Genomic DNA, 22,373 nt, shown 5'->3' on the forward strand with positions numbered 1-22,373 from the left:
ATGACCGACGACCAGTTCGCCGACCTCAGCGCCACCATCAGGCAGATCAGGCGGGAGCTCACCCGAGCCATGCACGAGGGCGAGGGTCAGGAACTGCTGTTCGGGCTGGGCCCCGTGGAGCTGGAGTTCCTCGTGGACGTCAAGAACGAGGTCAGCGGCGAGGGCGGCGTCAAGATCAGTGTCATCTCGGTCGGAGCCAAGAAGGCCAAGGGCCGGTCCAGCTCGCACAAGATCAAGCTCACCCTGAACCCCGTCGACGTGGACGGTAACCCAGCCCGCGTCGCAGCGACGGGCAAGTCATCGATCCCCGATGCCTGATCCTCAGAGCCGCGGCGGGGCAGGCGCGCCCGGCAACGTTGCCTGGCTGGAGGACCTGCGCACCGCCCGGCCACGGGCGTTGAGCGAGCTCGGCGACACCCTGCGCGCCTACCACCGGTTCGCGCTCGAGCCGTACTGGCCGGCCATCCGCGCACGCGTCGACAGCGACACCGCCCGGCGCCGTCAAGCCCTGCGCGAGGAAGGCGTGCACCACCTGCTCGCCACCTTTCACCCGATGATGCGCCGGCGTTTCCCGGCACTGACCTCCCCGGCCACCCCTCCGGCGCGCCGTGTAGGGGGCCGAGCCGAGCGCGTAGCCGGTTCCGGGTCCACGCACGACTGCGTAGGCGAGCGCATCCGGGACGCGGGGCACCACGATCCGCGGCGCCCACAGCCGGTAGGGGGTGCGGGCGGCCGGGACACGGTGCGCGTACGGGGGCATCGCCGCGGCCAGCAGCCTCAGCGGCACCGGCCACACCGGGACCGCTTGGGCGCGCACGCCGACGCCCATCCCAGGCAGCACCAGTTCGGCGCTTTCGGCCCGCGGCGGCGCGAGCCCAGGGTCGCCGCCCGGGCCGGTGGCCGGCAGAGGGCTGCCGTCAGGGTGGTAGACCACCAACCGGGCGGCGCCGCCGCTCAAGTCCGCGCTCACCGCGGCGCCCGCCCGAAGGACGGACTCCAGCAGCCGCGCGGCCGCCAGCCAGGTCCCGGCGGAGCGGACACTCCCAGCGCGGGAACGGGCGCGGGGGGCCGGCGTGGCACAGGCGCAGGCTCAACCGGTTCTGGCGCCGCGTCCTCGTGCGTGACCGCGTCAGCCGGTACCGGGACGGCAGGTACCAGCGCCAGACGGGCCAGCAGCGCCCGCGCGGCGTCCGGGAACGAGCCGCGCTTGCTGAAGGAGTTCAACGCGCCGAGGGGATCCATGCCCGCGGGCAGCGGCTTGATCGCGGGCACCGCCCGGACAGGGGCGGCCGGCCGTGGCTGGTCTTCGGTGACGATCAGGGCCAGCAACGCGCGGGCCGCCTGCTCGCGGGCCGCGCTCTTGCTCAGCCCTCTCCCGCCGTCTGAAGGTCCCGGCCCCTGGTCCGGCAGGTTGCCTGGCAGGTGTACAGCGGCTGCGTGCCGCTGAACCCGTGCGACACCTTGAGTGTCAGGTCGATGATCAGCTCGATCTGCGCGCGCTCGTTCAACGCGCTGATCGGATGATGATCGGGCGGCAGCGGCCCCACCTGTGTTGCCGGCGGCGTCCCCGGCTGCGGCGCGGGCGAGGGGGAGCCGGCCGGCGCCTTGCAGGTCATCCCGTGGACGTGCGACGCCCCGGCCACCATCGCGGCCCTCATCGACATGGGGATCGACGGCATCATCACCGACTATCCGGACCGGGTCCGGCAGATCATGGCCGAGCGCGGCATGCGCCTGCCCAAGCCCTACGTCAAATAGAGGCTCTGTTGGGCCGTCGTGCCGGTCCGTGGCCGGCGTGGAGAACCCCGTCGGCCGCACCCTCACTCTCCGAATATCTCCTTGTGGAGAAGGTGGGACGTCTACCCGTCCGAGTTCAAGGCCGACGCCGCGCGACATCACGACCACCGGCGCCGCCGAGGCCCCGTAACCCCGGGCAGGGCCGGAGGCGGGCGGCGGTGACGGGCGGGGGATGTGACGTCAGCTGAACTGCCACCAGTTCATGTTGAACAGGTAGCCGCTTCCGCCGGTGAACTTCAGGTACAGGTCGCGGGTGCCGGTCGCGCCGCTGACCGGGCAGGACACGGTGGTCCAGGTCTGCCAGCCGCCTGTGCCCGGCACGGTGCACGTCCCGGCCGACGGGCCGTTGAGGCCGTCGAGGCGGAGTTCGAGTCTGCCGCCGCTGGAGGCGGAGGCGACCCGCGCGGTGAAGGTCCTGGCGCCGGCGCCGAACGCGACGCCCTTGACCTTGATGTGGTCGCCGTTGTCGATCCAGCCGACGTTCATTCCGCCTTCGCTGGAGGGCTCGGTCTCGATCCCGGACTCCCAGGCGATCGTCTCGGCCTCCTGGCGGACGTACGGGTTGAGGGTGCCCACCTGGGGCGCCCCGGACGCGGTCATGTTGATCGTCGGGATCGTGCCGCCGGAGCCGTAGGCGAACTTCTCCACGGCCACCGAACGGGTGAAGCCGCCGCCGCCCGGCAGTGCGCCGTTGTGGTAGAAGAAGTACGAGCCGCCCTGGTAGTCGACGATGCCCGCGTGGTTGGTGAAGCTGCCGCCCTGCGTGGGCATGATCGTCCCCCGGTAGGTCCAGGGCCCGGTGGGGCCGGGGGCCGTGGAGTAGGCGATGAACTCCGAGCAGCACTTGGCCGCGAACACGAGGTAGTACAGACCGTTGCGTTTGTAGACCCAGGGCCCTTCCTCGAACAGCGTCGGGCGGTTGGCGTCGCCCGTCCTGGTGCCGAATCCCGACGTGGTGAGCGGGATCTGCGTCGCGCTTCCCGAGTACGAGGTCATGTCGGCGTTCAGCTTCACGTACCAGAGGTGCGGATTGCCCCAGTAGAGGTAGGCCTGCCCGTCGTCGTCGATGAAGACCGTCGGGTCGATCTCGCCGTTCTCGATCAGCGGCCGTCCGAGCGCGTCCCTGAACGGCCCGGTCGGACTGTCGGAGACGGCCACCCCGATGGCCATCCGGCCGGTCGCCCGGTTGGTCGTGGGCACGTACCAGTAGAACAGGCCGTTCCGGTAGATGGTCTGTCCCGCCCAGGCGTCGGACTTGGCCCAGCTGAAGGTGGTCAGGCTCAGCGGGGATCCGTGGTCGGTCCAGTTCACCATGTCGGTGGAGGACCAGACGCGCCACTCCTTCATGGTGAACCAGGTCGAGCCGTCCTCGTCGTGGCCGGTGTAGAGGTACACCCGTCCGTTGTGCACCAGCGGCGCCGGGTCGGCGGTGTAGACGGTCTGGATGATCGGATTGTCCGCGCTGGCGGGGTGGGCGGGCAGGAAGGCCACGAGGCCGAGCAGGACCAGCAGCCCTACGATTCCGCGTCCGGCTCTTGTGGTGGCCGGCAACCGTAATGCCGTTCTCACGATCGCTCCCGGGATGACGGGTCAGGTACGGGTCCAGCGCTGGTTGGCGCCGCCGTTGCACGACCAGATGGTCAGTTTGGTGCCGTTGGCGGTGGCGTTGTTCGGCACGTCCAGGCACTTGTTCGCACCGACGGCGGTGATGGAGCCGTCGGCGTTGAAGCGCCACTGCTGATTGCTCTGGCCGTTGCAGTCCCAGATGATGACGTTGGTGCCGTCGGTGGTTCCACCGTCGTACACGTCAAGGCACTTGCCGCCGTAGACGCGCAGTTCGCCGCTCGCGGTGGGCGTCCATTGCTGGTTGGTCTGGCCGTGGCAGTCCCAGATCTGGGCCTGTGCGCCGTTGGCCTGCGAGGCGCCGGCGACGTCGAGGCACCTTCCCGAACCCACTCCCTTGATCGCGACCGCGGTGGGCGGGACGATGCCGCCTCCCGTCACGACGTACATGGCCGCGCCGTGCCCGGGGACCGGCGCGCTGATCGTCCCCGATGAGGAGGACGTCGCGTGCGCCCACAGGTCACGCACGGAGTAGGAGGAGGCCGAGCCCAGGCCCAGGGCCGCGGCGGTGGTGGAGACGGTCGCGGTCGAGGTGCCCCGGTTGAGCAGGACGACCGCGACCGAGCCGTTCTTCATCGGCTTGCGCCAGACCTCGAGGTTGCCGTTGTCGCTGATCTTGTGGCCCTGCCGGCCGCCCCAGTCCTGGTTGACCGCGATGACCTCGGTGTTGGTGAGGATGGTGCGCGTGTCGGCGCTCATCGTACGGAGGTCGTTGCCGGCGATGAGGGGGGCGTTCAGCAGCGACCACAGGCTGAAGTGCGCGCGCCCTTCGGTGCCCGTCACCGAGCCGACGCCGACCTCCAGCATGTCCGGGTCGTTCCAGCCTCCCGGGCCCGAGTAGGACTCCAGTCCGACCTGTTGGTCCAGGATGCCCATGATGGAATTCCAGTTGGCCGCGATGTCGCCGGTGTCACGCCAGGAGTTGCCCACCGGCGCCCCCCAGGTCCACACGTTCTCCTGACCCCAGTTGCACAGGCTGTACACGATCGGGCGGCCGGTGGCGGCCAGCGCGTCCCGCATGGCCGTGTACCGTTGCTGCCCGTTCATGCCGCGGTGGTCGCCGCAGTTGTCGTATTTGAGATAGTCGATCCCCCATGACGCCCACAGGGCCGCGTCCCGCCGCTCGTAGCCGAGGCTGGCGGGGTAGCCTGCGCACGTCGTGGTGCCGGCCGAGGAGTAGATGCCGAGCTTGAGCCCTTTGGAGTGCACGTAGTCGGCCAGGGCCTTGATGCCGTTGGGGAACTTCTGCGGATCCGGTACCAGGTCGCCGCTCGCGTTCCGGTTCTTGGTGGACCAGCAGTCGTCGATGTTGACGTAGGTGTAGCCCGCTGCCGCCATGCCACTGGAGACCATGGCGTCGGCCGTCTGGCGGATGAGGCCGTCGTTGACGTTGCAGCCGAAGCTGTTCCAGTCGTTCCAGCCCATTTGCGGGGTACGGGCGAGGCCGTTCTCCAGCGCGACGGCCGGGGACGTGGCGCCGCCGACCGCGACGAGGGAGCCGGCCGCCAGTAACACGGCCGTCGTCAGGCCGAGAATTCTGCGCATTTCGCTTCTCCACCTCCTGGGTGTCGTCATGAGCCGGCGCGGGCCCAGCGCTGGTTGGCGGCGCCGCTGCAGGACCAGATCTGGAGCTTGACGCCGTTGGCGGTGCTGTTGCTCGGCACGTCCAGGCACTTGTTCGCACCGACGGCGGTGATGGAGCCGTCGGCGTTGAAGCGCCACTGCTGGTTGCTCTGGCCGCTGCAGTCCCAGATGATCACGCCGGCGCCGTCGGCGGTGCTCCGGTTGGCCACGTCCAGGCACTTGCCGCCGTACACGCGCAGCTCGCCGGCGCTGGTCGGCGTCCAGCGCTGGTTGGTCTGGCCGTTGCAGTCCCAGATCTGGGCCTGTGCGCCGTTCGCCTGTGAGACGCCGGTGACGTCCAGGCAACGACCCGAGCCCACGCCTTTGATCTCCGTCCCGCCGGAGGGTTCGCCCTGTGGCCGGCCGATGCTGCCGGGGACCGATTGCAGCGCCGTGTACCAGGCGGCGGCCATCTTGTCGTAGCCGCCGGCGGTCGGGTGGATGCCGTCGATCAGGTCCGAGGTGGTCAACTTGCTGTGCAGGTCGACCAGGTGGACGTGCTTGCCACTGTTCGCCTTGCTCTGGATGATGCCGGGGATCGCCGCGTTGAAGGTGCGGGCGGCGGACTCCTGTCCGGCGTTGGACAGCGGGATGATGGTGGCGACGAAGACGTCGGCGTCCGGTACTGCCGCGGTGATGTGGTCGATCAGCGTGGACAGCCGTTGCGGAGCGCCGGCCACGTTGTAGTTCTGCAGGATGTCGTTGGTGCCCAGGTGGAGCAGCAGCGTGCGCGGCGTGTAGGTACGCAGCCAGCCGGTGAGGTTCGCGTCGATCTGGTCGATCCGCCAGCCTGGGTGGCCCTCGTGATCGTGATCGCCCAGGCTGGCGGGCCCGTTGAACTGTGAACCGACGAGGTCGACCGTGTAGCGGCCGCCGGTCAGGCGCTGCCACAGGCCGATCCGGTAGCCGCCCGGCACCTGCGTGCCCTCGGTGATCGAGTCGCCGAGGGGCATGACCCGTATCCCGCCGTTGGACTCGGCTCCGGCGACCCCCGTCCCCATCGCCGTGCCGGTCGCCAGCAACACCGCCACCGTCAGCACGGCGACCCGCCATCGCCTCCAGGTACGCATGCTCACCCTCTCACGATCGGCTGCGAGTCGGCCGATGACGCCCGGCTGACGCGTCGCGCGCCCTTGAGGCAGGCGGGCCGGGCATCGACTCCGCTGTCGGCTGGGACATCGGGACCTCCTGTGATCATGTTCGCTGTCGCTGACATCGCGCCGGCGTCCGGCGTCCGAGGCCCGGCCGGGGCCAGGGGCATCACGTCAAGGTCCACTTCTGGTTGGTGCCGCCCGAGCAGCTGTACAGCTGGAGCCCGGTGCCGTTGCCGTTGCCTGCGCCGACGGCGTCGAGGCACAGCCCGGACTGGAGGCCGGTGATGGTGCCGTCGGAGTTGACGCGCCACTTCTGGTTGCCGCCGCCCCAGCAGGAGTAGATCTGGATCTTGGCGCCGTTTCCGGTGCCGGCGGCGTCCAGGCATTTGCTGCCGTACACCCTCAGCTCTCCGGCTGAGGTCTGCGTCCACTGCTGGTTGGTGCGGCCGTTGCAGTCCCACAGCTGCACGGCGGTGCCGTCGGCGGTGCCGGCGTTGGGCACGTCCACGCAGCGGCCGGAGGCCACGCCCTTGATCTGACCTGCGGGTGGTGGGGTCGGCGTGGTGGTGGACGACCCGCCGTCCAGGCCGAAGAAGCGAATGGCGTACGCCGCCATCCCCGGGTGGGGCAGGTCGTGACCGGCGCCGGTGATGGTGTACGCCTCGACCTGCCCGGAACCGAACACCCGCCGCGTCCAGCCGGACTGCGGGCTGTCGGTGGAGGCGGGGGTCTGGCCCACTCCGTGGACGTTGGTCCACTGGTCGACCTCCTCCTGCAACATCGTGTACGGCAGCACGGAGTCGGCGGTGCCGTGCCAGGCCATCACGCGAGGCCGGGGCCCCGCGTAGCCGGGGTAGGCGTTCCTGACCAGGTCCCCCCACTGCTGCGGCGTCTTGTCGCCGCATCCGGCCGGCCCGAGGCAGCCGTAGGGGACACCGGAGAACGGCGCTCCCGCCCTGAACACGTCGGGGTAGGTGGCGAGCAGGTTGCCGGTCTCCATCGCCCCGGAGGAGAAGCCGGTGGCGAACACCCGCTGCGGGTCGCCGCCGTAGCGTTGCAGCACGTAGTTGGTCATGGAGACGATCGACACCGGGTCGCTGCCGCCGCCGTGCCGCAGGGCCTCGTTCGACCACACGTCGAAGCAGTTGGACAGGCCGTTGGCGGTCTTGTTCGCCTGCGGATAGATGACGATGAAGCCGTACCGGTCGGCCAGCGAGGCGAACTCGGTGCCCTGGTGGAAGCCCGGAGCCCAGCCGTTGCAGCCGTGCATCGCCACCAGGACGCCCGGCCTGGCCGCCACCCTGTCGGGGACGTAGAGGTACATCCGTAGTCCGCCGGGATTGGTGCCGAAGTTCGTCACTTCGGTCAAGGCCGCCGCCGAGGCTCCCGGAGCAGTGGTGAGGAACATGGCCAAAGCGGTGGCCGCCGCCGTGATCACAGCCGCCAGAGCGGCTCCGAGGCCCGCGCGTCTTTTTCTGGGCGATTCGCCTGGTTTCATGCATCCATCTCTCGTTTGTTAGCGCTAACAAATCGCTGACCGGTCGAGCTCTTCCGGGCCGATGGAAGGGACGGAGGGAGCAAATACGAGCCGGAAAGGCACTGTCAAGAGCGCCTTGGCGCGCGGCGGCCGGAGAAGGCGGCCGCCGTGCTCGCTCACCTTGACTTATCGATGCGGACCGGCGAAAGCGTCGCCATGAAACTTTCATCCCCTCCCGCGACAGGAGCTGACGAACTCCCCGCACACCAAGTGGGACGTTGTGGCTGGCGGCGCTCGTCGCGATCGGGGTCAATACGCTCGGCTGGATGCTGCGGCCGGTGCTGTACGAGAACGTGCCCGGCCTGTTCCTCGACAGGTACGCGGGCGTGCTGGCTGGTCTGCGCGGCCTGCCCTGGCCGCGCTCGCGCTCCAGACCGCCCCCGCCAAAGCCAAGCCCTGGACGACCTGGGCCTGGCCGGCGCGCTGGCGAACGCCCTCCAATGGCATAGGTCGTCGCCATGAACTGCACGAGCTGGTCGATGGAGGCGCGGCCGCACAATACTGGAAGTGCGCCCTTGATCCAGCGCGCGATCCATACCATCCCTAGCGGAGAACACAATGGCAGCAGGACGTTCTTCAATCGCCCGCGTTCTTCTCACTACGATCCTCCTGATCGGGGGATGTGGGCTCCCGTCCGCGACGATGAGAGTCGATTCGGTTCTTCTCGGTGATGTGCGCACCATCGGCAAGGTGCTTGCGGCAGTGGAAGGTGTCAGCGAAAGTGATCACATAAAGCAGGTTTCAAACTTGCTGGTGATTGACGTTGGGGCAACGAGTGGTTCACAAGCGCTCGACAAAGCCGTCGAATTTTTGATCGCCCGGAAATGGGCGATCGCGACAGAGAACAGGCCCGCCATCGTTCTTCTGAACTCAACGGTGCACAAAAACACTTCGGTGGCTGTGCGCCCCTTTCATCCTGCGTACTTCGAGGATTTTCCCGACGTGCTGCAGCGGCTACGTGGATCGTCTGTTGACGAAAATTCTCTTGTCTATCTCGACGTGTCCGCGATCGATGGATAGCTCGAAGCGGCAACCTCGACACAGATGAATCTCGCCTCTCCTCATGCCAACGGCACGCGCTTCCGATCAGCTGCAATCGATGCACCGGCGGACGACCGGCTCCAGGTAATCGGCGTGCGGGCTGTTCACGTCCGGTTCGATGCCTTGGTCGTGGTCTGCCGTATCAGTTCACGGGTCGCAGGATGCCCTCGTCAGCGACCGTCTGCCGGGGTGGCGACATCCTCCGCCCCTTCGGCCTGGCCGGGGGCCGCGCTCACGGGGTGGTGCCCATGCCGTACTGAGCCGCCTGCAACGACCACAGCTCCGCGTACTCGCCACCGAGCTTCAGCAGCTCCTGGTGGGTGCCGCTTTCGGTGATCCGGCCGTTCTGCAGGACGAAGATGCGGTCGGCGTGCTGCACGGAGTGCAGGCGATGGGTGATGAGGATGACCGTGCGTCCACCGGCCAGGGCGCGTACCCCGGCGAACGTCTCGGCCTCGGCGCGGGGATCGAGGGCGGCGGTCGGCTCGTCCAGGACCAGCACGGGCGCGTCCCGGAAGTACGCGCGGGTGACCGCGATGCGCTGCCACTGCCCGCCCGACAGGTCGACCCCGCCCTGGTACTCGGGGGCGAGCAGTGTGTCCCAGCCGTCCCGCAGGGAGGCGATGAGATCGGTGGCGCCGGAGGCCGCGGCAGCGCAGGCGAGCGCTTCGGGGGTGGGGCCGGTGGTGTGGCGGCCGATGGCGACGTTGGCGGACACGGTGAAGGGCCATCGTTCGTAGCCCTGGGACAGCAGGGCCACCTGGTCGAAGAGCTGGGTTCGGTCGAGGTCGGTGGTCGGTGTGTCGTCCCAGGTGACCGATCCGGATTCGGGCAGGTAGAGGCCGGTGAGAAGTTTCGCCAGGGTGGTCTTCCCGGAGCCGTTGTGCCCGACCAGGGCCACGATCTGGCCGCGGCCGATGGCCAGGTCGACGCCGTCGAGGGCGGGCTCGTCGGCGCTGGGGTAGCTGAAGCGCAGGCCGCGTGCTTCGATCAGGTCGGGACCATCGGCCCGCCGCAGGCCGGCGCCGTCGCGAGGGATGGCCAGTCGTTCGGCCTGACGGCAGGCAGCGGCCCAGTCCTCGGTGTAAAGGCCGTGTTCGAACACGTTGTTGATCGAATAGATCAGGGTGCTCAGCTGGCTGGTGCCGGTCTGGATGGCCAGGACGGCAGTACCGGCGGCGGCCAGGTGCATGCGTCCGGTGATCAGGAGCCAGCCGAGCACAACGTAGGTGGCGCCCGTCGTCAGGCCGCTCAGCGCCCCGGCCAGCAGCTCGCCTCCGGCGTCGGCGCGGGCGAGGCGGGCTTGCTCCCGCGCCGAGCGCAGGGCCATCCGGTCGTGGTGGCGGAGCAGGAAGTCCCCGGCGGCGTGTGCGCGGATCTCCTCGGCGGGGTCGGCTCCGATCAGGAGCTGGGCAAGGCTGCGCTGCTGCCGTACGGGAGTCAGCCACCGCAGGCGGGAGGCTTTGCGGCGCAGAGTGGAGCGCACCAGCGCCGTCGCGCGGCAGGATGATGAGCGGCAGCAGCGGAAGCAGCAGGGGGTGCAGGACACCCAGGACGCCGGCGGCGGCAGTCATGCCCATCAGCGCTTTCAGCATGCGGATGACCTGGTCGATGACGATGTCGATCCACCCGGCCCCGTACTGCGCGGCCTCCAGGAGATCATGAAATTGGGCGCCCTGGAAGTGCAGGAGTTCGACGTTGGCGGCGCGGCTGAGGAGTTCGTCGTAGGCCAGGTGCTCGACCTTCGGCTGGAGCCGGCCGGAGGCGGCACCGGACCAGGCGGTCAACACCGCGACGCTGATGCCGGCGGCCGCGACCAGGACCAGCGCCGGTACGGCGGCCTTGACGCGGTCGGGGGTGGGACCCTCGGCGAGGATCTGCTGCAGGACACGGTTGGTGGCCAGCAGGCCGAACGCGGTCGCGGCGCCGACGATGAGCTGGCAGGCCACGACGATCACGAGCGCGGCCGGGTCGGCTCGCCAGGACAGCCGCAGGCAGATGCCGATCAGCGAGGGCAGCTTACGCATGATCACGCCGAAGCCGACCGCCAGGTCGGCTTCGTGCCGCGCCCAGCCCATGCTGTACTGGAAGCCGCCTCCGAAGATCGGATCCGTGGCGGGTTCCTGCACGGCGGCCTGCTGCCCGGTGTGGTCGGCAGGGGGAGGATCAGATTCGGACCTTACCGTCACGGAGGAGGCTCCGTTCTCTCGGGGAGTGGTTCTTCCGCTCGCCGTCGGCGTCCCCCTCTCGCCCGGGTGGCGACGCGGGCACCCCGTTGTCCTGGCTGCTGGAGGGCCTTGCCGGGTGAGGCGGTCGCAGGCTCACGGTGGAGGGCGGCGGGCAGATCCCGAAGACGAGCGGTCTCGTGATCGATGTCACCCGGCATCTGCCGCGTCGCTGAGCGGGCGCGATCCGGGCCATGAAGGCGGCCCTGGAACGCCCCCACGAGCGCAATGCCCGTACGTCAGGCGGCGCCGCTTCCGCTGTATCCACCGCCCGCCTGCTGCTTGGTGGGCAGCGTCGGCACAACGGTGACGACCGCAGGGACGTAGGGCCAGCCTGGGATCCACTCGCGAGTCCATGGTGCGGCCCCGTCTGCCGCGACGCGTTGTAGCGCGATGCTGGTCCAGGCCAGTGCCGGCGTCAGCACGATCATTCCCGCGGCGGCTGCCCGGTTGATGGCGCTCATGGGGGTCATGCGATCACCTCAACACGCACGCGCCCCACCCGGAAGACGATGGTGACGGAACCTCGTGGGCACACTATTCACGCGGGCGCGGCACTGACCTGGCTGGACAGAGGAACGGGCCAACAGGCGCAGAGCCGCGCCGAAGGCCGGCGGAACTCTTGCGCCGAGTGCGTTCTGGTAAGCGCCGGCCCGGGTCGTCGGTGGGAAGGGTGATGAGCTGCCTCATCGGCCGGTCCGCCGCCGGACAGCTCGCCGAGCGGGCATGACCGTCCTGATCGGCGCCAGGGACCAGCGGCGGGGCGATGAGGCAGCCGCGGGTCGGTGCAGTCAGGGCTTTCCCTTAAAGGTGCTGCACTCCTGTCATTTCGTTGGATGGACGTGGCGTTCGGGCTGTCGGCGCGATCGGTGCCCGCAGGAGGTCTCGCCAGTCGGCGGGCCAGTTGGCCAGGGCGAGGATGCCCATGATGAGGAGTTGAGTCGGCGCGGCCCAGCTCTCCACCGCCGGGTCGTGGTTGACGATGTGGGTGGTGACCGCGCCGGTGAGCACGAACATCAGCGTCGTGGCACCTAGGAAGCGTGCTCGACGGTCGGGGATCACGAGCAGGACGGCGGCGACACCTTCCAGCGCGCCAACCACGAAGCGCATCCAGGACGGGTAACCCCAATCGACGAACTTCACGGAGTACGCAGTGCTGAATATCGTGTCACCCGGCCAGTACTTGGTCACGGCGCCCAGCGCGAACTGAAGGGCCAGGAACCAATACAGGCCGGTCTTCAGGTGTTTCGACATTTCTCATCTCTCCCGGAGAGTTGGCAGGGGTGGACCTCCGCCGGCGACTGCATTGCCAACGGAGTCTTGTTTCGGGTTTCAGCCCCGCAGCGCGGCGATGACTTTCTCGATACGCCGCCGGCGCGTCTCGGGTTTCTTCGCGCTCTCCACGGCGCGCACGTGCTCACGTTTGCGGCTGTCGGTGAGACAGTCGAAAGCGGTGCGGGCGGCCGGGTCGTCGTCCAGGGCCCGGGCCAGGTCGGAGGGCTCGACGACGACGCGCGGCCGGCTGTCGAGCTCCACCTCGACCTCAACCTCGTCGCCGATCGTGACACCCGCGGCCTGCCGGTTGGCGTTGCTGAGGCCGAGCAGACGGCGGCCGCGCATGAGGGCGACCCGGCTCTTCCAGCTATGCCCGTTGACCGTGATCGTCACGGGCGGCCGCGGCCCACCGCCGAGCGCTGCTACCACCTCGGGCGGAACCTCCAGGCCCCGCATGGGCTCGGGTGGCTCGACGTGGGCCCAGAACTTCATGATCCTTCTCCTGTTGTTCTGCCGGCTCACCGGCTGCTCCGCGTAGGACTGGTCGGTTCACCGGGCGCTGTGGCCGAGACTCCAGATGCAGCCGCTGAAGCCGCTGCCTTCCGGGTCCGTGCCCACCTGGTCGGCGAGACCCGCGCGACCGTGGAAGCCGACCGGCGAGGACCGTCCGATGCGAAGAACACCGAGACGCCGTAGTCGTTCTTGATCTGCCGGCCGAGGCCCCCGCTCTCATGCCTTGCTCCTTGCACTTCAGATGTATACGTGCCGGACATCTGGGCCACGGCCCGGCTGTCACATCGGCGCGTGTTCGCCGGTCAATTGGTATGACAGGACCGGATGGAGGAATGTGACCGATGGTTGAGCAGGATTGGCTGAGCGAACGGTTCGCCGAGCACCACGACCGCTTGCACGCGGTGGCCTACCGGATGCTCGGCTCACCCAGCGAGGCCGAGGACGCGGTGCAGGAGGCCTGGCTGCGGGTCAGCCGTGCCGACACCGGCCAGGTGGAGAACCCGGCCGGGTGGCTGACCACCATCGTCGCCAGGGTCTGCCTGAACATGCTCGAGGCACGCCGGGCTCAGCGTGAGGACTCAGCCGGGACGCTGCCGCCCGAGCCGACCGCACCGCGCCCCAGCACTCACCTGGCCGGCCAGGCCACCCCTGAGGACGAGACGCTGCTGGCCGATTCGGTCGGTGTCGCGCTGATGGTGGTGCTGGACACGCTGGCTCCCGCCGAACGGCTCGCGTTCGTCCTGCACGACGTCTTCGCCGTGTCGTTCGCCGAGATCGGCGCCATCATCGACCGCTCCCCGGCGGCGGCCCGGCAACTCGCCAGCCGGGCCCGGCGCCGGCTGCAAGGAACGGCCGACGCGTCCGATGCCGCGCGTTCGGCGAAGCGGGAAATCGTCGAGGCGTTCCTCGCCGCGGCCCGAGGCGGAAACTTCACCGCCCTGGTCGAGCTGCTCGATCCGGAAGCCGTGGCCGTAGAGATCCGCGGCGCCGAAGCGGTGGCGGCCTTCTTCGCCGGACGGGCTCAGGCCGCCCGGCTCGCCCTGGTCGATGGCGTCCCGGCGGCCGTCTGGTCACACCGTGGCCAGCCGAACGCCGTCATCACCTTCACCATCCACGACGAGAAGATCACCCGAATCGCCATCGACACCGACCTGGACCGGCTCCACGACCTTGACGTCGTCTACCTCTCCGCCGGTGACAAGGAGCGGCGTTGACCGGCACGGATCTCAGACTCTCCTCCTGCGCCGTCGCCGTCCACGACTCGACGAGGCGCTCGCCTTCCACCGCGACGTACTCGGATCCGAGGTATGCGATGACCTGGGATCCGAGGGAACGCGGCGGGTGAGCGTCCGCCCGCCGGCCCAGCCGGACGGGGGGATCGTCCTTCAAGCGCAATCGAGGCCGCGGGCACCGAAGTGATGCAAGAACCGATCAACCAGCCCGCCGGCGCCTCCCTCGCCCCCCCCGGCGCCGTGTGGATCTGCGGGTCGCCGGTCAGGTGCAGGACCAGCGGCAGAGGCCGCACACGGTTGAATGGTGGTCGTGGTGCGACTGCTCCGTGGCGGTACGGGCCCTGGCAGACCGCCGACCAGTGCATCCGCGCCGCCGATGTGGTTCTGATCGAGCGCTCGCTCAAGGATTGGGTACGTGGGCCTGCTGTGCGTGCCGGGGTGTGCTCGGCCGGGGACGCTCGCGTGTACCGGGCAGCCAGGCCAGGGCGATGAGAACGCCGAGGAGGCCGAGGCCGCCGCTGGCGGCCAGGACGATGTCCAGGCCATGGACGAAGGCAGAGCGGACCGTGTCCGCCAGGGGCGCGGAGCCGGCGGATCGTGCGGCGGCCAGACCTGCGAAGACGCTCTCGCCTGCTTGCTGCGGCACCGCGGCGCGATAGGTGGAGGCCAGGATCGAGCCGAGGACCGCCGCGCCGAAGCTGCCGCCGAGGGTGCGGATGGACTGGGTCACCCCGGCGCCGACTCCGGCGTTGCCGGGCGACAGGGTGCCGAGCGCCGCGTCCATGACCGTGGGCAGGACGCAGCCGAGGCCGAGGCCGTACAGGGCCGTCCACGCGGCCGCCGACGCGGTGCCGCTGCTCGTATCGGTGGTGGCTCCCCAGAACAGGCCCGCGGTGAGCAGGACGAACCCCAGGCCGGCTGCGAGCTTGGGGCCGATCGTCCTGTTCAGCCTGGCTGCCGCCGACATCCCGATGAGCATCCCGGCGATGAGCGGCAACAGCCGCAGGCTGCTGCCCATCGCGTCCGTGCCGAGGTTCGCCTGGAAGTACTGCGGTAGCGCGAACAGGACGCCGAACATGGTGAAGTTGACGAGCGTGGCCAGCGCGGTGCCGACGGTGAAGCGCGCGTCGGCGAACAGCGACAGGTCCACCAGCGGCGCGCCGGCCCGTCGCTCCCAGAGCACGAACAGCGCCAGCGCGGCCGTCCCGCCAAGGATCGGTCCGAACACGGCTGCGTCGGTCCAGCCCCGCTCACCGATTTCGATGAGGCCGTAGGTCAAGGCCGTCAGCGCCGCGCTCGACAGCAGCGCGCCGCCCGCGTCGATCCGCTTGCCGCGCTCGCGCGGCGATTCGGGCAGCCAGGCGGCGACCGCGAGGAACGCCAGGACGACCACGGGGACGTTGATCAGGAAGACCGAGCCCCACCAGAAGTGGGTCAACAGCCAGCCGCCCAGGAGCGGGCCGATGGGGAAGGCCAGCATCGAGGCCATCGCCAGCGTTCCGATCGCCTTCGGCCGCTCCTTCTCGGTGAACATCGTCGGGATCAGCGCCAGCATCGTGGGCATGATGAGCGCCGCTCCCAGGCCCAGCACGGCACGCGCTGCGATGAAGATCCCGGTCGAGGGCGCGTAGGCGGCGGCCAGCGAGCTGATGCCGAAGATGACCAGCGCGACCAGGAGCGTCTTCTTACGGCCGAGGCGGTCGCCCGTCATTCCCGCCGGGATCATGCCGGCGGCGAGCACCAGCGTGTAGATGGTGACGAACCACTGCAGTTGGGCGTTGTCGGCGTGCAGGTCGTCGGCCATGCTGGGCAGGGCCAGGTTCAGGATGGTCACGTCGAAGCCCACGGCCAGCGACGTGAGCACGAGAGCGGTGAGCGCCCACCATCTGTGTGAGTGGGGTTGGCGCGACATCGTGGCGGCCTACTTCGCGGCGTTCGTGAGGAGTTTGTCGAATTCGCGGTCCGGCAGCGTCCTGTTGAGCTCCAGGAGCTTGTCGGCCATGTAGCCGACCGCGTAGCGCGTCTCGGGCTTGCCGGCTTCGACGGCCTGCCGGATGGTGGTGGCGACGACGCCGGGGTCGCTGGCCGGGGTGTTCTCGCCGAGCTGTGTCTCGGCGCGTTCGGCCATGGCTTCGGCCATGTCCCGGTACGCGGTCGTGCCGGAGATCTCGCGGAGGTCTTGTGCCGTGTGGTCTTCGAACGCGGTTTTGATGATGCCGGGCTGGATGATCACGACGTCGATGCCGAACGGCTCGACCTCCATGCGCAGGCTGTCGGAGTAGGCCTCCAGCGCGTGCTTGGTCGCGTAGTACCAGCAGCCGAGCGGTAGTGCGATCTCGCCGCCGATGGAGGAGACGTTGACGATCGTGCCGGAACCCTGCTCGCGCATGTACGGCAGGGCGAGCTGGGTCAGCCGGGCCGGCGCGAAGACGTTGACCTCGAACTGGTCGCGCGCCAGGTCGATGGGGATGTCCTCGGCCGCGCCGTGCAGGACGGTGCCGGCATTGTTGATCAGGACGTCGATGCGTCCCTGTTCGGCGATGACGGCGCCGATCACGCGTTCCAGGTCCTCCGGCCGGCGTGCGTCCAGCGCCAGGACGTGTCCGCCGGCGTCGCGGATGTCGTCCATCTTGTGCACGCGCCGCGCGGCGCCGTAGACGATGTGGCCGGCGTGGATGAGTTCGAGTGCGGTGGCTTTGCCGATGCCGGCGGAGGCGCCGGTGACGAGAATGACCTTTTCCATGGTGGAACCTCCTCTTCGGTCAGGGGGAACGCTAGGGTTGTGTCCGGATATGAGGCAACTCGCAAAACAAATATGCGCAGGTAGAGCCCTGTTTGTTGGTGCAATGAGTTTGCAGCTGAGTGCAACTGTCTTTCAGTGCTGCAGTCGCCGCGGCCGGCGGGTGCTCAACCGGGGAGAGGATGACATGCCAGGAGGCCGGCTGACCGCCGAGGATCGTCGCCGCATCGCCGAAGGGCTGGCGTCCGGTCTGACGTACGCGGAGATCGCCCGCCGGCTGGGACGGTCCACGTCCACCGTCACCCGTGAGATCGCCAGGAACGGCGGCCCGCACGGCTACCGGGCGGCGCGCGCCCAGCATGCGACGAACTGGCGCGCTCGCCGGCGCAGGCGCGCTCCCCACGCCGGCGTTCCCCACACCAGCGACAACCGTGACGTCCGCACAGCCCTGGAGTTCGAGGAACAGTTCGTCGCCATGATGATCGAGGGCGGGATGGCGCCCATGACGGCCAGGGTGTTCGCCGCGCTCTTCCTCAGCGAGGGCGGCAGCCTGACCGCCACGGAACTCGTCCGGCAACTCCATGTCAGTCCGGCGACGATCTCCAATGCCATCAAGTGGCTGGAGCAGCGACAGATGGTCGCCCGGGAGCGGGAGGCGCGTCGGGTGCGGTACTTCGTCGAGGTGGACGTCTGGTACCACACGTGGGCGGCCAGCGCCAGGTCGATAGCGATCTGGGCGGACACCACGCGGCACGGCGTCGGGATCTTCGGCACCGACACACCCACCGGTGACCGGCTCCGCACCACCAGCCAGTTCTTCGAACTCCTCGGCCGCGACATGGGCCAGGCGGCCGAGCACTGGCGGCAGGCCCTCTCCATGCAACGCCGGCGGTGAGCTCCGGCATGTCGGGGGCGGCCTGGGTGAGCGGTTCTCGAGCGAAGGGCCGCGTCCGTCCAGCCCAGGCCCCCCGGCCCTGGGCGCGCCGGAGCTTGGCACCGGTTCCGCCGCCGCGCCGGCCGAAGGCGGCCGCGTCCTGCCCGTCTTCGACGGCCCGGACGCCATCCCCGCACCCGCACACGTGCCCAGATGATCGCAGCTGGGTCGGCGATGAGGCCGGCCGTGCAACGTCGACCGCGAGCCACGGCACGACGGCAAGGGCCGTGGGCGTGAGCCCGGCAAACGTCGTGCCCTCGGGGTGGATGATGGCCGGGCGGTCGCCGTCAGATCGCGAAGTCCGCCGCGCGCTGGGCGGCCCACTGCGCGTAGGTGAAGGCGGGGCGTCCGGTGACGTCCTCGACGACAGGCAGGACGCGGGCGCTCCGGCCGTCCCTGGCGGCCAGCCCCTCGACCAGGTCAGTGATCGCGGGGGCGGGCATCCCGTGGCGCCGCAGCTGCTCCTCGAACCGCTCCCGGGGCAGCTCCTCGAACCGCAGCGGCCTGCCGATCGTCTCAGCGATGATCCCGACGCGGTCGATCTGGGTCAGCGACTGCGGTCCGGTGAGCTCGTAGGACTGGCCGGCCCGCTGGTCGATCAGGGCGCGGACGGCCACCGCGGCGATGTCGCGCGGGTCGACGGGGGCCAGCGCGGCGTTGCCGTACACGCCGTGCACGACCCCGCCGTGGGCGATCTGGGGGATCCAAGCCAGGTCGTTGGTCATGAACGCGTCGGGACGCACGAAGGTCCACGGCAACCCGGACGCCTCGACGGCCTGCTCAAGACGCAGGTGCTGCTGGCCGACCCACCCCGGCGTGGAGTACGTGACGGCCGCCGAGGACAGCAGCACGACATGCTGCAAGCCGGCCTCCTTGGACGCTTCGAGGAAACCTTCCACCGCGCCGAAGACAGGGAAGAGGAATGCCCGCTCGGCCCCGGACAGCGCCGCCGCCAGGGTCTCCGGCTGGGCGAGGTCGCCGGACACGACCTCGACGTCGTCCGGGAACGAGACCTTGCCGGGATCACGGGTGATGACGCGGACCTTCTCACCTGCGTCAAGGAGCTGGCGGACCACGTTGCCGCCGACGTTTCCGGTGCCACCGGTAACCAGAATCATGATTGACGTGCCCTTTCTACTTCTTCATGGGTTTGCCGGATGAGCGGCGAGCCTCAGCCCGCCGTCCAGAGCCGGAGCTTGTCGGGGTTGCGTACTCCCCAGATGTGCGTGATGCGGTCAGCCGTGACTCCGAACGCCAGCACCGCCATGGTGGCGCCGTCCACCTGGAGCACCAGGCCGGGCAGGCCGTTGACCGTGCGCTCCAGGATCGCCAGCCCGGGCGCTTTGCCGGCGAGCTCGGTCAGGTAACGCGCCACCTCCTCGCGGCCTTCGACCGGGTGGAGCACGGCGCTGACGAGGCCGCCGCCGTCGCCGATCGCCAGGACGTCGGGGTCCAGGAGGCCGATGAGGGCGTCGATGTCCTTGGCCTCCCAGGCCAGCTTGAAGTCCCGGACGATGCTGCCGAGCCGCGCGGCCGAAGCCGTCGGCGCCTGCGAGGCGCGGAGGCGGCGGCGGGCGGAGGAGGCGAGCTGGCGGCACGCCGCGGTGGTCCGGCCGACGATCTCGGCCACCTCGGCGAAGGAGTAGCCGAAGACGTCGTGCAGGATGAGCGCGACGCGCTCGGCCGGAGTCATCGTCTCCAGCACGACGAGGAAGGCCATGTTGATCGACTCGTCGAGGGTGACCCGGTCGGCCGGGTCGCCGCCGGGCCGGCCGGCGCTCCACTCCGTGCGGTCGGGCACCGGCTCGGGGATCCATTCGCCCACGTAGCGCTCCCGCCGGGCTCGCGCCGAGCCGAGGATGTCGAGACAGACGCGACTGGCCACCGTCGTCAGCCAGCCGCCGGGCGACTCGATGGCCTCCTGCTCCTGCCGGGACATGGCATACCAGCGGGCATAGGTCTCCTGCACGACATCCTCGGCGTCGGCCAGGGAGCCGAGGAGCCGGTAGGCGAGATTGATGAGCTGCCGCCGCTCGCTCATGATCGCGCTCAGGCTCGGATCGATCCCGTCGTCCGCCGGCCCTGCAGGGGTGGTCATGGTGTCCCGCTTTCCTCTGGTGCGTCAGTCAACAGCGGTACGACGAGAGACTGTCCCGAAATGTGAGGTCGGCACGTCGCCTGACATTTGGCGGGGGTGCCTCGTCGTACGGCTGCAACGCATACGGAAGCCCCTTCCAGGAGTGAACTCAGCATGACGACCACCAGGACCACGCTCAGCGAACTGACCGGCGACTACGTCCTCGACCCCGCTCACACCCGGATCGGGTTCGTCGCCCGGCACACGATGGGCAGCAGGGTGCACGGCCAGTTCGACGAGTTCGAGGGTGGCGCGTACCTGGACGGCGATGAGCCGTCGAAGTCCAGCGCCCGGCTCACGATCCAGGCGAAGAGCATCCAGACCCGCAACGCGCAGCGCGACGGGCAACTGAGCGGCAGATTTCTGCGCGCGGACGATCACCCGGCCATCACCTTCACCTCGGCCGCGGTGAGCCAGACCGGCCCGGTCACCTTCAAGGTCGCCGGTGATCTGACCATCCGCGGGGTGACCAGGCCGGTCACCTTGGATTTCGAGCTGACCGGCGCCGAGAACGACCGTTCGGGCGACCGCCGGGTCACCCTGCGAGGCGGCACGGTGATCAGCCGCAGGGACTGGGGCGTGGACTGGAACGCCGCGATCGGCGTCATGGTCGGCGGGAAGGTGAAGCTGGAGTTCGACGTCGTCCTGGTCCCGCTCTCCTGACCAGGTCGGCGCGCCGGGCTGATCATGCTTCGGCCTCAGCTCGCTGGTCGCCGCCTACGCCACCTCCGTCGGCATGTTCATCGCCGCCCGCGCGGTGCTCGGCGTGGGGGCCGCGCTCATCATGCCCACGGTGATCGCGCTCCTGCCGGTGCTCATCGTGGTCGCCGCGGTCCTCACGTGGCTGCCCGAGTCACGGGCCGAGCACGCCAGGAGGATCGACTACGGCGGGCGGGCGCTGTCGGCGCCGGGCGGTCGCGCTGGTGGCGTTCGTGATCCGGGAACGGCGGGCCGCCCATCCCTTGGTGGACCTGTCGCTGTTCAGCAGCGCCCGGCTCACCGCCGGCAGGGCACTCGGCACGCTGATCAACTTCACCATGTTCGGCGTCCTGTTCACGATGCCTCAGTACCACCAGGCGGTCCTGGGCAGCGACGCGCGCGGCAGCAGGCCGCCGCCTGCCTCGCGTTCACCCTGCTGGCCGCGGCCCTGCTGCGGCGTGGCACCACCAGCACGGCGAGGTGCTGCTGCCCGGCGGTGGCCGCCTCCGGCGCACGCGACCGTGACGCGGCACCACTCGAAATAGGGACGCCACACGGCATGATCAGAACGCTGCAAGGGACGGCGGAGGCCATGTCCGCCGCCCCTTTCAGCTGCCGGGTTCAGCGGGGCCGCGGCGTGAGCAGCTGGGGGTGGGAGAAGTCCGTGTCCTTAATCCGGGCCGCCTTGCCCTTCAGCTGCCACCGGAGGAACAGGGGAGCGGTGAGCGGCATCTTGCTCATGCGCACCATCACCTTGCGCCAGGTGAGCTCGAAGCGGGTGGCCGGGACGAACAAGCTGCGCATCTGCATCCCGTTGTCCTGCAGATAGCTGATGGTGGGGCGCAGCTGCCGCTCCCATCGGGTCAGCGCCTCGGTCACGCCGCGGGGGTGGCGGTCCAGCATGGTGCCCAGCAGGTCCGCCCCGGCCATTCCGCTGGAGGCGCCCATTCCCGCGTACAGCGTCACGCACCAGGCCGCGTCACCGACCAGCACCACCCGGCCGCGATGCCAGCGGTCCATGCGCACCTGCTCGACCGAGTCGAACAGCACCTGCCCGGCCGACTCCAGCGCATCAAGCGCCGCCCCGAGCGCCGGGCCGGCCGGCTCGGGGCCGAACGCCTCGCGCACCCGCTCGGCCATCGGCCGGTTGAACTCGGCGTTCACGTCGTCGGTGTGGTAGCTCAGCAGCACGGTCGGCGGACGGTCCTTGAACGGGAAGACCCACATCGACCGCTGATGCTCCGCCAGGATGACGGAGTCGGTCTGGTCGTGACCGGGGAGCGCGCCGGCCAGCTGGAAGGCGACCGCCATGTAGTTCATCCGGCGCAGATACCTCTCGTGCGGCCCGAACACCAGCCGCCGCACCATGGAGCGCAGCCCGTCCGCGCCGACGACCAGATCGAAGCGCTCGGTGACCGAGGTCCCGTCGGCGCTGTCGGCCAGCGTCACGTCCACCCCGTCGGCGTCCTGCTCGATCCGGGTCGGCACCGTGGAGTAGCGGATCTCGACATCGGACGGCAGCGCCGCGAAACCGGCCTCCTCCACGTCTCCCCGCATCATCATCCACGGCCGGCCGGGAAAGTCCTTGAAACCCAGCCCGGGCCTGCGCCGGCCGGCCCGGTCGATGTCGTAGGCGGCGCCTTCAGGGCCTCGATCGGTCAGATTCTCCAGAATGCCCAGGCGCCGGGCGGCGGCGCGGCCGGCACCGAACAGGGCGATGAAGTATCCGCCGGACCGCCGGCCGGGATCTCGTTCGATGATGACCGGCGTCCAGCCGATCTGCCGCAGCCGCAGCGCGGTGGCGATCCCGCTGATCCCCAGCCCGACCACCAGAGCCCGGCGGCCACGGTTTTTCGTCATTTCCATGAGGCCCCCCAAAGAAGAGAACAGGCATGTCGAAAAG

The 22,373-nt window shown here is 69.6% G+C and carries 23 protein-coding genes; 7 read left to right on the plus strand and 16 right to left on the minus strand.

Annotated elements, in window-relative coordinates:
* Entirely contained in the window at positions 1-318 is a 318-nt protein-coding gene (locus ACNF49_RS30440) for a trypco2 family protein (protein ID WP_357980047.1), read from the plus strand.
* A gap of 1,046 nt (positions 319-1,364) precedes the next feature.
* Here the strand turns inward: ACNF49_RS30440 and ACNF49_RS30445 are convergent.
* Positions 1,365-1,508 (minus strand): hypothetical protein, encoded by a 144-nt coding sequence (locus ACNF49_RS30445; protein ID WP_498703233.1) that lies wholly within the window; start codon positions 1,506-1,508, stop codon positions 1,365-1,367.
* 97 nt (positions 1,509-1,605) lie between these two features.
* On the opposite strand from ACNF49_RS30445, the gene ACNF49_RS30450 reads away from it, so the two are divergent.
* Positions 1,606-1,758 carry a glycerophosphodiester phosphodiesterase gene (locus ACNF49_RS30450; protein WP_357980041.1) on the plus strand — a complete coding sequence of 51 codons (153 nt, stop codon included), beginning with the start codon at positions 1,606-1,608 and terminating at the stop codon, positions 1,756-1,758.
* A gap of 219 nt (positions 1,759-1,977) precedes the next feature.
* Here the strand turns inward: ACNF49_RS30450 and ACNF49_RS30455 are convergent, their stop codons facing one another.
* From ACNF49_RS30455 to ACNF49_RS30470, 4 genes are all read right to left on the minus strand, one after another.
* A complete protein-coding gene (locus ACNF49_RS30455; RefSeq protein WP_482939663.1) occupies positions 1,978-3,366 on the minus strand; it encodes a glycoside hydrolase family 43 protein in 1,389 nt (462 codons plus the stop codon).
* A gap of 21 nt (positions 3,367-3,387) precedes the next feature.
* Positions 3,388-4,965: a lectin gene (locus ACNF49_RS30460; protein ID WP_482939664.1), complete on the minus strand. Its 1,578-nt coding sequence runs from the start codon at positions 4,963-4,965 to the stop codon at positions 3,388-3,390.
* A 26-nt stretch (positions 4,966-4,991) separates the two neighbouring features.
* A complete protein-coding gene (locus ACNF49_RS30465; protein ID WP_482945607.1) occupies positions 4,992-6,113 on the minus strand; it encodes a lectin in 1,122 nt (373 codons plus the stop codon).
* 190 nt (positions 6,114-6,303) lie between these two features.
* Positions 6,304-7,635 (minus strand): extracellular catalytic domain type 1 short-chain-length polyhydroxyalkanoate depolymerase, encoded by a 1,332-nt coding sequence (locus ACNF49_RS30470; RefSeq protein WP_482939665.1) that lies wholly within the window; start codon positions 7,633-7,635, stop codon positions 6,304-6,306.
* 681 nt (positions 7,636-8,316) lie between these two features.
* On the opposite strand from ACNF49_RS30470, the gene ACNF49_RS30475 reads away from it, so the two are divergent.
* Positions 8,317-8,694 (plus strand): hypothetical protein, encoded by a 378-nt coding sequence (locus ACNF49_RS30475; protein WP_482939666.1) that lies wholly within the window; start codon positions 8,317-8,319, stop codon positions 8,692-8,694.
* A 253-nt stretch (positions 8,695-8,947) separates the two neighbouring features.
* Here ACNF49_RS30475 and ACNF49_RS30480 read toward each other — a convergent pair whose 3' ends face one another.
* Positions 8,948-10,201, minus strand: coding sequence for an ABC transporter ATP-binding protein (locus tag ACNF49_RS30480; protein ID WP_482939667.1), 1,254 nt, complete (start codon positions 10,199-10,201; stop codon positions 8,948-8,950).
* On the opposite strand from ACNF49_RS30480, the gene ACNF49_RS30485 reads away from it, so the two are divergent.
* Entirely contained in the window at positions 10,191-11,084 is an 894-nt protein-coding gene (locus tag ACNF49_RS30485) for a hypothetical protein (RefSeq protein ID WP_482939668.1), read from the plus strand. The genes ACNF49_RS30480 and ACNF49_RS30485 overlap by 11 nt on opposite strands.
* Before the next feature lie 95 nt (positions 11,085-11,179).
* On the opposite strand, the gene ACNF49_RS30490 is transcribed toward ACNF49_RS30485, so the two are convergent.
* The 3 genes from ACNF49_RS30490 to ACNF49_RS30500 all read right to left on the minus strand — a co-directional run bounded on the left by ACNF49_RS30490 (position 11,180) and on the right by ACNF49_RS30500 (position 12,707).
* On the minus strand, positions 11,180-11,404 hold the full coding sequence (locus tag ACNF49_RS30490) for a hypothetical protein (RefSeq protein WP_482939669.1): 225 nt from the start codon (positions 11,402-11,404) through the stop codon (positions 11,180-11,182).
* A gap of 340 nt (positions 11,405-11,744) precedes the next feature.
* Entirely contained in the window at positions 11,745-12,194 is a 450-nt protein-coding gene (locus ACNF49_RS30495; protein WP_482939670.1) for a DoxX family protein, read from the minus strand.
* A gap of 78 nt (positions 12,195-12,272) precedes the next feature.
* A complete protein-coding gene (locus ACNF49_RS30500; RefSeq protein WP_482939671.1) occupies positions 12,273-12,707 on the minus strand; it encodes a YdeI/OmpD-associated family protein in 435 nt (144 codons plus the stop codon).
* 362 nt (positions 12,708-13,069) lie between these two features.
* Between ACNF49_RS30500 and ACNF49_RS30505 the strand changes: the two genes are divergently transcribed.
* Complete coding sequence (locus tag ACNF49_RS30505) at positions 13,070-13,942, plus strand: sigma-70 family RNA polymerase sigma factor (RefSeq protein WP_357980017.1); 873 nt, start codon at positions 13,070-13,072, stop codon at positions 13,940-13,942.
* A 418-nt stretch (positions 13,943-14,360) separates the two neighbouring features.
* Here ACNF49_RS30505 and ACNF49_RS30510 read toward each other — a convergent pair whose 3' ends face one another.
* Entirely contained in the window at positions 14,361-15,872 is a 1,512-nt protein-coding gene (locus ACNF49_RS30510) for an MFS transporter (RefSeq protein WP_482939672.1), read from the minus strand.
* A 9-nt stretch (positions 15,873-15,881) separates the two neighbouring features.
* Positions 15,882-16,703, minus strand: a complete 822-nt coding sequence (locus ACNF49_RS30515; protein ID WP_482939673.1) for an oxidoreductase — start codon at positions 16,701-16,703, stop codon at positions 15,882-15,884.
* A 184-nt stretch (positions 16,704-16,887) separates the two neighbouring features.
* Between ACNF49_RS30515 and ACNF49_RS30520 the strand changes: the two genes are divergently transcribed.
* Complete coding sequence (locus tag ACNF49_RS30520; RefSeq protein WP_357980008.1) at positions 16,888-17,595, plus strand: GbsR/MarR family transcriptional regulator; 708 nt, start codon at positions 16,888-16,890, stop codon at positions 17,593-17,595.
* 326 nt (positions 17,596-17,921) lie between these two features.
* Here ACNF49_RS30520 and ACNF49_RS30525 read toward each other — a convergent pair whose 3' ends face one another.
* Together ACNF49_RS30525 and sigJ are read right to left on the minus strand one after the other, a co-directional pair.
* Positions 17,922-18,752 carry an NAD(P)H-binding protein gene (locus ACNF49_RS30525; protein ID WP_482939674.1) on the minus strand — a complete coding sequence of 277 codons (831 nt, stop codon included), beginning with the start codon at positions 18,750-18,752 and terminating at the stop codon, positions 17,922-17,924.
* A 53-nt stretch (positions 18,753-18,805) separates the two neighbouring features.
* Positions 18,806-19,732, minus strand: a complete 927-nt coding sequence (sigJ, locus tag ACNF49_RS30530) for an RNA polymerase sigma factor SigJ (protein WP_482939675.1) — start codon at positions 19,730-19,732, stop codon at positions 18,806-18,808.
* Between the two features lie 153 nt (positions 19,733-19,885).
* Here sigJ and ACNF49_RS30535 point away from each other — a divergent pair, with 153 nt between their 5' ends.
* A complete protein-coding gene (locus tag ACNF49_RS30535) occupies positions 19,886-20,434 on the plus strand; it encodes a YceI family protein (RefSeq protein WP_482939676.1) in 549 nt (182 codons plus the stop codon).
* Between the two features lie 190 nt (positions 20,435-20,624).
* Here the strand turns inward: ACNF49_RS30535 and ACNF49_RS30540 are convergent, their stop codons facing one another.
* The 3 genes from ACNF49_RS30540 to ACNF49_RS30550 all read right to left on the minus strand — a co-directional run bounded on the left by ACNF49_RS30540 (position 20,625) and on the right by ACNF49_RS30550 (position 22,330).
* Positions 20,625-20,810, minus strand: coding sequence for a hypothetical protein (locus ACNF49_RS30540; protein WP_482939677.1), 186 nt, complete (start codon positions 20,808-20,810; stop codon positions 20,625-20,627).
* A 24-nt stretch (positions 20,811-20,834) separates the two neighbouring features.
* Entirely contained in the window at positions 20,835-21,026 is a 192-nt protein-coding gene (locus ACNF49_RS30545) for a hypothetical protein (RefSeq protein WP_482939678.1), read from the minus strand.
* A 65-nt stretch (positions 21,027-21,091) separates the two neighbouring features.
* A complete protein-coding gene (locus ACNF49_RS30550) occupies positions 21,092-22,330 on the minus strand; it encodes an FAD-dependent monooxygenase (RefSeq protein WP_498703240.1) in 1,239 nt (412 codons plus the stop codon).
* Positions 22,331-22,373: the final 43 nt, after the last annotated feature.

The organism is Actinomadura sp. ATCC 39365 (genome assembly GCF_054392275.1).